A 9,270-nucleotide genomic window follows, 5' to 3' on the forward strand; every position below is an offset into this window, starting at 1 on the left:
ATGAAACTGTCTGATTACTATTGCCTCACTGTCTCCTTGTCACCCGCGTCCTACATAAGGTAGTCCTCATGTCCTTGATCAATGAATACCGCAGCACCGAAGAAGCAATCAAAGAACTGCAAGAACGCCTGAAAGCTCTGTCCAAAGACGACAAGCTGCAGAAAGAACTGGAATTCGAAGGCAAACTGCGCACGCTGATGGGCGAATACCAGAAATCGCTGCGTGACATCATTGCTATGCTGGATCCAGAAGCCAAATCGAGCAAGGCAACCCGTGGCGCCGTAAAAACTACCGGCACCAAACGCGCTCGCAAAGTTAAGCAATACAAAAACCCGCACAACGGCGAAGTCATCGAAACCAAAGGTGGCAACCACAAGACTCTGAAAGAGTGGAAAGCCAAGTGGGGCGGTGACGTGGTTGAAGGTTGGGCAACCCTGTTGGGCTAAGCCTCACCGGTTCGCGCCGCTTTATGCGAACAGAATAACGCCAGCGATTGCTGGCGTTTTTTTATGCCTGCGATTTACCCACTTCATCGCCACTCAAAGGCTTAAACGTTTACGCAATTGCTGGCTGTAGCCCTGCCACTCTATGAGTACCTCGCGCTGCAATGGCGTGGAAACGGCCATCCATTCCTCCATCGCCTCATCAAAACTTTGCAAGGTATTAGGCGCCCCCCATTCAGGGGAGGACAAACGCTGCTGACAGAAAAGTCTCCAACGCTCCTGCTCTTCGCCGGTCAAGGTCTCAGGGAAGTTGCGCGCGCGATATCTGAACAATAACTCCGGTAAACGCTCATCATCAAAAGGCCAGTGCTCTGAAGCCAATTGAGCCGGGTCAGCCATGCGGACTTGCTCGCACAATCGACGATCGCGGTCGCCGATGAAGCCTGCGTATAACTGCTGCTCGGGATCCTCACTGGCCGTGAAATCCTCGCGACCATAAATAGCCTGAAGTTTGTCCTGCCAAACTTGCTGTGCGTCAGTTAGCCGCAGCGCACGCTCCTGATAAACGTCCATGTCCAGTTGCAGCCGCTGCTGGTCCTCGGCACGCAGCACCGAGAGCGGCGCGACCACCGGGCACTTGTTGATATGAATGAGTTTGAGAGGCACCGGCAACTCGCCTTCGAGCAGTTCTTCACGGCGGGTATACAAACGTTGCCTCAGGGTTTCAGCATCGTGGTCCAGCAAACCCAGCGGGTCTAGGTGCAAGTCACAGACAATCAGGGCATTGCGATTTTTCGGGTGCCAGGCCAATGGCAAAACTACCCCGATGTAGTTGCGCGCAGCCGAGAAGCGCCCGGAAACATGCACCATAGGCTGCAACAGGCGGACCTGATCCATGACTTTCTGTTTGCTGCGCAACTGGAACAGCCACTCGTAAAGCCTGGGTTGTTTCTGGCGGATCAGACGGGCCAGGGCGATCGTCGCGCGCACGTCCGACAACGCATCGTGAGCCTGGCCGTGGTCAATACCATTGGCGGCGGTCAGGCGCTCCAGCTTGAGGGTCACGCGGCCCTCCTCTTGTGGCCAGACAATGCCTTCGGGGCGCAGCGCATAGGTGGCGCGCACCAGGTCGATCAGGTCCCAGCGGCTATTGCCGCCCTGCCACTCCCGCGCGTACGGGTCGAAAAAATTCCGATAGAGGCTATAGCGGGTCATTTCGTCGTCGAAGCGCAGGGTGTTGTAACCGGCGCCACAGGTGCCGGGCGCGGCCAGTTGCCCGTGGATACGGGTCATGAAGTCGGCTTCAGTCAAGCCTTTGTCGGCCAGGCATTGCGGGGTAATGCCGGTGATCGCACAAGCCGCCGGATGCGGCAGGATGTCCTCGCTGGGCTGGCAATACAGGTTCACCGGCTCGTCGATTTCATTGAGTTCGAAATCGGTACGGATCCCCGCCACTTGCAAGGGCCGGTCACAACGCGGGTTGATGCCGGTGGTTTCGTAGTCGTACCAGAAGATAGAAGTCACGGGGCGTTCCTGGGTTGAAGACTGGCGAAGTCTAGGCCTTCGAGCCCACCTGCGGCCAGCGCTGCCTGAGTTTTGAAATCCAAAGGGGGATCTGAGGCGGACACCGGATCAGTGAACACCCCGATCAAAACTGTGGGAGCGAGCCTGCTCGCGATAGCGGTCTGCCTGAAACGGCAATGCTGAATGTGCCGCGGTCATCGCGAGCAGGCTCGCTCCCACAGGGGTTCTGCTTTTGTGTTCGGGCCCTGAATCCTGTGGCAAGCCATGAAATGACATACATAGTTATGTCGTTTGCCCGCACGAAGACTGCTAGCATCGGGACCGAGACTGAACGTTCGAACCGGCCCATCACTCAGGTTGCCCATGCTCGAGAGACCAGCACTGCAAAGGAACGCGACGCTGCCCCCGCCACTCGATACGCGGTATCAGGTTGAAACGCCCGAAGGCATCGACCTGCCGCTGCGCCCGGCGGGGTTGATGCCTCGTGCGCTGGCCTTTGCCATCGACCTGGGCATACGCGGGCTGGTCCTGGGGCTGGTGTTCATCATCCTGGCGTTTTTTGGTGAGCTGGGCATTGGCCTGGGCTCCATCCTGCTGTTCGTTGTCAGTTGGTGGTACATGGTGCTGTTCGAGGTGCTGAACCAGGGGCGCTCCCCCGGCAAGCAGATCATGGGGTTGCGAGTGGTGCAGGACGACGGCAGGCCTATCGGCTGGTCCGCTTCACTGATCCGCAACCTGCTGCGTTTTGTCGACATGCTGCCCTTCGGCTACACCTTCGGGGCAATCAGTTGCCTGCAACATCCTGCCTTCAAACGCCTGGGAGACCTGGCCGCCGGCACCCTGGTGGTGTATCGCGAGCAACCGGTCAAACGTCCCGCGCTGCCCCTGGCGCAGTCGATACGACCGCCCTTTACCCTGAGCCTGAACGAGCAACGCGCCGTGCTGGGTTTCGCTGAACGCCAGGCTGAACTGTCCGAAGCGCGGGTCAACGAACTGGCGAGCATCCTGGCCGCGCCACTGAACGTCCAGGCCCCCAGAGCCGTGGCCGAACTCAATGGCATCGCCCGTGGCCTGCTGGGGCCGACATGAAACAAAGCCTGTTCGAAAGCCGCCACCAAGGCGAATGGGACCGACTGTCCCGACAACTCGATCAACTGGAGCGCAGTCGTAACGTGCCCCAAAGCAGTGACTTTCCTCCTGCCTACCGCAGGCTTTGTCAGCATCTGGCGCTGGCCCAGGCACGAGGTTACAGCAGCCTGCTGGTCGACACGCTGCAGCAGTTGGCGCTGCGCGGTCACCAGCAACTCTATCGGGATCGCAGCCGGCCATCGACCGGCCTTTCGACTTTCATCCTGGCCGGTTTCCCCCGACTCGTGCGGGAACAATGGCGTTTCGTACTGGCCGCCGGAGCGATGTTCATGGGTAGCCTGATCGGCATCGGGCTGCTGGTCTATCTGTTTCCCGAGCTGGTCTACAGCCTGTTGAGCGTCGAGGAAGTCAGCCAGATACGTGGCATGTACGACCCGGCCAGCGGGCACCTGGGGCGTTCGATCGAGCGGGCCGCCAGCCAGGACTGGGTCATGTTCGGCTACTACATCATGCACAACATCGGCATCGCCTTTCAGACATTCGCCAGTGGCTTGATGTTTGGCCTGGGTAGCGCGTTCTTCCTGTTTTTCAACGGCCTGACCATTGGTGCGGTGGCCGGGCACCTGACCCAGATCGGCTCGGGTGGGACGTTCTGGTCGTTCGTCATCGGCCACGGCGCCTTCGAACTCACTGCCATCACGTTGGCCGGCGCCGCCGGCCTGCAACTGGGCTGGGCGTTGATCGCACCGGGGCGCCTCACCCGAGGCGAGGCCTTGCGGATCGCCGCCGGCAAAAGTGTGCTGATGGTCGGCGGCGTGATGCTGTTGCTGCTGATTGCCGCGTTCATCGAAGCGTACTGGTCCTCCAGCGCCGTGACAGCCGCGACCAAATACACGGTCGGCGCCTTGTTGTGGCTTCTGGTGATCAGTTATCTGGTGTTTGCCGGACGGGCCCGCCATGCGTCTGAGTGATGCCACCGTGGTCATCCGCCCGCGCACCACCTGGGAAGCCATGGACCTGGGCGTGTTGATGAGCCAGCAGCATCGACGTTTGCTGATGACCAGCTGGGCCGTTATCACGCTGCCGGTGTTTGCGCTGTTGTCCCTGCTGCTGTGGGATTCGCCCTCTCTGGCGATGTTCCTGTTCTGGTGGTTGAAACCGGCCTTTGACCGTTTGCCCCTGTACATTTTGTCCAAGGCGCTGTTCGGCGAAACACCGACGCTGAAACAGGCCTTGCGTCAGTGGCCCGCGCTGCTCAAGCCCCAGTTGCTGGCAAGCCTGACCTGGCGACGGCTGAGCCTGAGTCGCAGCTTCCTGATGCCCGTGGTGCAACTCGAAGGACTCGACGGCGAGGCGCGTGAACAGCGCTTGCGGGTGCTGCTGCAACGCAACCGTGGCGCAGCGCAATGGCTGACCGTGATCGGCGTCCACCTGGAGATCGCCTTGTGGTTCGGCCTCATGGCCCTGTTCTACCTGCTCGTGCCGCAGCAGGTCGAACTGCAATGGAACTGGCAGACGCTGATCGCCGTCGCCGAGCACGACTGGTTGTGGCTCGAACATCTGATCAACCTGCTGTATCCCCTGCTGCTGATCGTCTGGGAGCCGGTGTATGTCGCCTGCGGTTTCAGCCTCTACCTGAACCGGCGCACGATACTCGAAGCCTGGGACATTGAACTGGTGTTCCGACGCCTGCGCCAACGCCTGAGCAGCACTGCCCCCGCGCTGATGCTGCTGGCACTGCTGTTGTTGCCGCTGGCACCGCCGGCCTGGGCCGCCGAAGACAACACCGGCCCCGACAGCCCGCGACTGCTCAACCAACCTCTTACCAGCGAAGCCTCCAGGGACAGCATCAAGGCGATCCTCCAGGCTCCGCCGTTCAAGAACCCGGAAACGCTCACCCGCTATCGTCTGGGTGAAGAAACCGCCGAATCGGCCGAGACCGACGAAGCGCCGGGCTGGCTCAAGGCATGGTTCAAATGGATCAGCGGCCAACGCTTCGACATCGCCGCCGCGCTGATCCAGATCGTACTGTGGGCCTGCCTGGTGGCGGCGATTGCCTGGCTGGCCTGGCGCTACCGGGAAAGGCTCAGGGCCTTGGTGAATCTGCGACCGACAAAACGCCCACCCGTGGCACGACCGATGCCGGCGCAGATGTTCGGTCTGGATATTCGCGAAGAAAGCCTGCCGGACGACGTGGCCACCAGCGTGGAACAACTATGGGCCGCTGACCCTCGCCAGGCCCTGGGGCTGCTGTATCGGGCCTTGCTCAGCCGGTTGCATCATGACTTTGCGCTTCCCTTGAAGCCGGCCGACACCGAAGGCCAGGTGCTGCAACGCATCGAACAGCTTGAGCATGAACGCCTGCTGACGTTCAGCCAACACCTGACTCAGCACTGGCAAAACATTGCATACGGCCATCGCCCGCCGCCACCCCATCTGCAACAGCAACTGTGCGATGACTGGCGCGGGTTGTTCGGGCCGGAGGCGTCTCGATGAATCGCCGCGCAGGGTTGTTGGTCGGCGCCGGGGTGGCAGCGCTGTTGTGCGTGTTGGGCATTTACCTGTTCCTGAAGGCAGTGCCCTATCAGGAAACCATCGATCACGGCCCCTCCCCCGAGGCCCAGGCCAATCCCTACCTGGCCGCCGAACATTTCCTGCGCCGGCAGGGCATAAACGTCGAGCACGCCAATAATCTGGACATCCTGCCCAACCTTGAGCCTGATCAGCGCAGCCTGCTGTTGCTGGGTGAACGCACCCACATGACCCCACGGGAAGTCGACCAGTTGATGAACTGGGCCCAGGCCGGTGGACGATTGCTGTTTGTCGCCGAAGCCTTGTGGGATAACAGTACCGCCAGCAGCGGCGACTTATTGCTGGACCGTGTGCGCCTGCGTCAATTCCTGAGCAAGGACCTCAAGGCGCCGGAGCCCGAACTCATCAAGGATCGCTACCCCAAGCTGACCAAGCTGTACCTGGAGGACGAAGAAGCGCCCGCGTACGTCGGCTTCGACACCGATTTCCACCTCGAAGACCCGCAAAACCTCGCCCAGGCCTGGGCCAACAGCGCGTTGGCGACCCACATGATGCAGCTCAACCACGGCCTGGGCTCGATCACCGTGCTCACCGACGCCGAGCTGTGGAAGAACGACCACATCGACCAATACGACAACGCCTGGCTGCTCTGGTATTTGAGCGCCGACACCCATGTGACGCTGCTGTATGACATCGACCACGACAACTTGCTGGCCCTGTTGCTGCGTTATTTCCCCCAGGCCTTGGTGGCGCTGCTGGCCTTGATCGCCCTCTGGCTCTGGCGTTCGGCGGTGCGTCAGGGCCCGCTGCAACAACCGGCTCCCAAGGCGCGGCGCCAGTTGGAGGAACACGTGCAGGCCAGCGCCGGTTTTCATCTACGACACAATGGCCGCCAGCATCTGCTGCACAGCTTGCAACAGGACGTGCTGCGCCGGGCACGCCATCTGCATCCCGGTTTCGAACAACTGGCCGTGGCCGAACAGTGGCAAGTGCTCGCCCGTCTGACCCGCCAACCCACGCGGACCATCAGCCAGGCCTTAAGCCCCCGACCGCAACAGCGCATGTCCAGCGCTGAGTTCTGCCGTCAGGTCGCCCATCTGCAAACCCTCAGGAATGCCTTATGACTGAAGAAAACGAACCTGCCGGCGGCCAGACCCACGCCGCCCAACAGCGCCAGCGCGCCAGTCAACTGGCCCAGGCTATTCGCACCGAGCTGCACAAGGCGGTGGTCGGCCAGGCCGCGGTGATCGACGATGTGCTCACGGCCCTGATCGCCGGCGGACACGTCTTGCTCGAAGGGGTTCCAGGATTGGGCAAGACGCTGCTGGTGCGCGCCCTGGCCCGCTGTTTCGGCGGCGAATTCGCGCGCATCCAGTTCACCCCCGACCTGATGCCCAGCGACGTCACCGGGCACGCGGTGTACGACTTGCAGACCGAGCAGTTCAAGCTGCGCAAGGGGCCGGTGTTTACCAACCTGCTGCTGGCCGACGAAATCAACCGCGCCCCGGCCAAGACCCAGGCGGCGCTGCTCGAAGCCATGCAGGAACGCCAGGTCACCCTCGAAGGTCGCGCCTTGCCCATCGCCCAACCGTTCATGGTGCTCGCCACCCAGAACCCGATCGAACAGGAAGGCACCTACCCGCTGCCGGAAGCCGAGCTCGACCGTTTCATGCTCAAAGTGCGCATGGACTATCCCGACGCCGACCAGGAATTGAACATGGTCCGTCAGGTCAGCCGTTCGACCCGGGCCGACATGCTCGATGTACAGCCGTTGCGCACGGTGTTGCAGGCCAAGGACGTGCAAGCGCTGCAACGCATCGCCAGTGACCTGCCGATGGACGATCAGGTGCTCGACTACGCCGTGCGCCTGGCCCGCACCACCCGCAGCTGGCCGGGCCTGACCCTAGGCGCCGGGCCGCGTGCCTCGATTGCCCTGGTGCGCTGCGCCCGGGCCCGGGCATTGTTGCGCGGCGGCGAGTTCGTGGTGCCGGATGACATCAAGGGCTGCGCCCTGGCCGTGCTGCGCCACCGGGTGCGGCTGGCACCGGAGCTGGACATCGAAGGGCTTTCGGTGGATCAGGTGCTGGGGCAACTGCTCGATCAAGTGCCGGCGCCGCGGTTGTGAGGAGGCGGCCTGTGCCAAGAGCACTTCTTGAGGCAAGACTGCTTTCTGTGGCGAGGGAGCTTGCTCCCGCTGGGCTGCGAAGCAGCCCCCTGGTTTTGCCTGGCACACCGCAAGGGGACGCTACGCGTCCAGCGGGAGCAAGCTCCCTCGCCACAGGAAACCTCTTGGCGGCAAACTCTTTTACCAAAGCAAATACCTTCTCCAAGGGAACGCCCCCATGAAACCCGCGCGCCTACTGCTGACCTGGCTCGCCATTCTGCTGGCCCTCGGCATCGTGCTGGGCGCGTTGCGGGCGCTGGGCGTTGCGGTTCCATCGATGTTGCTGTCGATCCACTGGGGGTTGCTGCTGGCCCTTTTGGCCCTGGCAATACTTGATGCCGTACGCCTCAAGCGCTTGCCCTCGCCCCGGGTGCAACGGCAGATGCCCGGCAGCCTGGCACTGGGTCGCTGGAGCGAAGTGCGACTACAGATCAGCCATGACTTTGCGCAGCCGCTGAATGTTCAGGTCTTCGATCACGTCCCCGACGGCCTGGACTTCGAAAGCCTCCCCTTGTCGGTCGAGCTGCAACCCGGTCAACACAGCCAGGTTGGCTACCGCCTGCGCCCGCTCAAGCGCGGTCACTTCAGCTTTGAACACTGCGAAATCAGCCTGCCCAGCCCATTGGGCCTGTGGGCCGGCAAACGTCTGCTGGACGCCCTCGACCACACCCGCGTCTACCCGGATTTCGCCAGGCTCTACGACGGTCAACTGCTGGCGGTGGACAACTGGCTCAGCCAATTGGGTATCCGCCAGCGCCAACGGCGCGGCCAGGGGCAGGAGTTTCATCAACTGCGCGAATTTCGCGAAGGCGACAGCCTGCGCCAGATCGACTGGAAGGCCACTGCCCGCCATCGCACACCGATTGCCCGGGAGTACGAAGACGAGCGCGACCAGCAGATCATCTTCATGCTCGATTGTGGCCGGCGCATGCGCAGCCAGGACGGCGAGCTGGCGCACTTCGACCACGCTCTCAACGCCTGCCTGCTGCTCAGCTACACCGCGCTGCGCCAGGGTGACGCCGTGGGCCTGAGCACCTTCGCCAGCGAACAGCCACGCTACCTCGCACCGGTCAAAGGCACCGGTCAACTCAACGTGTTGCTCAACACCGTGTACGACCTGGACAGCAGCCAACGCCCGGCCGACTACCAGGCCGCCGTCACCCAACTGCTGACCCGGCAAAAGCGCCGAGCCCTGGTGGTGCTGGTGACCAACCTTCGCGATGAAGACGATGAGGAGCTGCTGGCCGCCGTCAAACGCCTGGGCCAACAGCATCGGGTTCTGGTGGCGAGCCTGCGGGAAGAGGCACTCGACCGCTTACGCCAGGCACCGGTGCAAACCCTGCCCGAAGCCCTGACCTATTGCGGGACAGTGGATTATTTGAACGCCCGGGCCGAACTGCATGAGCGCTTGAGTGCCCATGGGGTGGCGGTGCTGCAAGCCCGGCCCGGGGAGTTGGGGGCCGAGCTGGTGACGTTGTATCTGGGGTGGAAGAAGGCGGGGAATTTGTAGACCCTCAG

At 62.1% G+C, this 9,270-nt stretch carries 8 protein-coding genes; 7 read left to right on the plus strand and 1 reads right to left on the minus strand.

Going from position 1 to position 9,270, the window contains the following annotated elements; all coding sequences use genetic code 11:
- Positions 1 to 68: 68 nt before the first annotated feature.
- Positions 69 to 446, plus strand: coding sequence for a histone-like nucleoid-structuring protein MvaT (gene mvaT / locus T3A99_RS02290; protein WP_047227094.1), 378 nt, complete (start codon positions 69 to 71; stop codon positions 444 to 446).
- A gap of 93 nt (positions 447 to 539) precedes the next feature.
- Here mvaT and sbcB read toward each other — a convergent pair whose 3' ends face one another.
- Entirely contained in the window at positions 540 to 1,967 is a 1,428-nt protein-coding gene (gene sbcB, locus T3A99_RS02295) for an exodeoxyribonuclease I (protein ID WP_322833885.1), read from the minus strand.
- 363 nt (positions 1,968 to 2,330) lie between these two features.
- Between sbcB and T3A99_RS02300 the strand changes: the two genes are divergently transcribed.
- From T3A99_RS02300 to T3A99_RS02325, 6 genes are all read left to right on the plus strand, one after another.
- Positions 2,331 to 3,056 (plus strand): RDD family protein, encoded by a 726-nt coding sequence (locus tag T3A99_RS02300; RefSeq protein WP_322833886.1) that lies wholly within the window; start codon positions 2,331 to 2,333, stop codon positions 3,054 to 3,056.
- The gene (locus T3A99_RS02305; RefSeq protein WP_076383679.1) at positions 3,053 to 4,027 is read left to right on the plus strand and encodes a stage II sporulation protein M; all 975 of its coding nucleotides are present in this window, start codon (positions 3,053 to 3,055) and stop codon (positions 4,025 to 4,027) included. Before T3A99_RS02300 ends, T3A99_RS02305 begins: the two co-directional genes overlap by 4 nt.
- Positions 4,014 to 5,552, plus strand: a complete 1,539-nt coding sequence (locus tag T3A99_RS02310; protein ID WP_322833887.1) for a DUF4129 domain-containing protein — start codon at positions 4,014 to 4,016, stop codon at positions 5,550 to 5,552. Before T3A99_RS02305 ends, T3A99_RS02310 begins: the two co-directional genes overlap by 14 nt.
- A complete protein-coding gene (locus T3A99_RS02315) occupies positions 5,549 to 6,712 on the plus strand; it encodes a DUF4350 domain-containing protein (protein ID WP_322833888.1) in 1,164 nt (387 codons plus the stop codon). The genes T3A99_RS02310 and T3A99_RS02315 overlap by 4 nt, the downstream gene beginning before the upstream one ends.
- On the plus strand, positions 6,709 to 7,713 hold the full coding sequence (locus T3A99_RS02320) for an AAA family ATPase (RefSeq protein WP_047227100.1): 1,005 nt from the start codon (positions 6,709 to 6,711) through the stop codon (positions 7,711 to 7,713). The genes T3A99_RS02315 and T3A99_RS02320 overlap by 4 nt, the downstream gene beginning before the upstream one ends.
- A 217-nt stretch (positions 7,714 to 7,930) precedes the next feature.
- Positions 7,931 to 9,262, plus strand: coding sequence for a DUF58 domain-containing protein (locus tag T3A99_RS02325; protein ID WP_139049269.1), 1,332 nt, complete (start codon positions 7,931 to 7,933; stop codon positions 9,260 to 9,262).
- The last annotated feature ends 8 nt before the right edge of the window (positions 9,263 to 9,270 follow it).

The organism is Pseudomonas sp. N-137 (assembly GCF_034555295.1).
In the GTDB taxonomy this organism is placed as follows: Bacteria; Pseudomonadota; Gammaproteobacteria; order Pseudomonadales; family Pseudomonadaceae; genus Aquipseudomonas; species Aquipseudomonas rhizophila.

Excerpts from the sequence above, each read along its gene's own strand:
- T3A99_RS02325 (WP_139049269.1), top strand. The coding sequence starts at position 7,931 with ATGAAACCCGCGCGCCTACTGCTGACCTGGCTCGCCATTCTGCTGGCC.
- T3A99_RS02315 (WP_322833888.1), top strand. The coding sequence starts at position 5,549 with ATGAATCGCCGCGCAGGGTTGTTGGTCGGCGCCGGGGTGGCAGCGCTG.
- T3A99_RS02300 (WP_322833886.1), top strand. The coding sequence starts at position 2,331 with ATGCTCGAGAGACCAGCACTGCAAAGGAACGCGACGCTGCCCCCGCCA.
- T3A99_RS02305 (WP_076383679.1), top strand. The coding sequence starts at position 3,053 with ATGAAACAAAGCCTGTTCGAAAGCCGCCACCAAGGCGAATGGGACCGA.
- T3A99_RS02310 (WP_322833887.1), top strand. The coding sequence starts at position 4,014 with ATGCGTCTGAGTGATGCCACCGTGGTCATCCGCCCGCGCACCACCTGG.
- mvaT (WP_047227094.1), top strand. The coding sequence starts at position 69 with ATGTCCTTGATCAATGAATACCGCAGCACCGAAGAAGCAATCAAAGAA.
- T3A99_RS02320 (WP_047227100.1), top strand. The coding sequence starts at position 6,709 with ATGACTGAAGAAAACGAACCTGCCGGCGGCCAGACCCACGCCGCCCAA.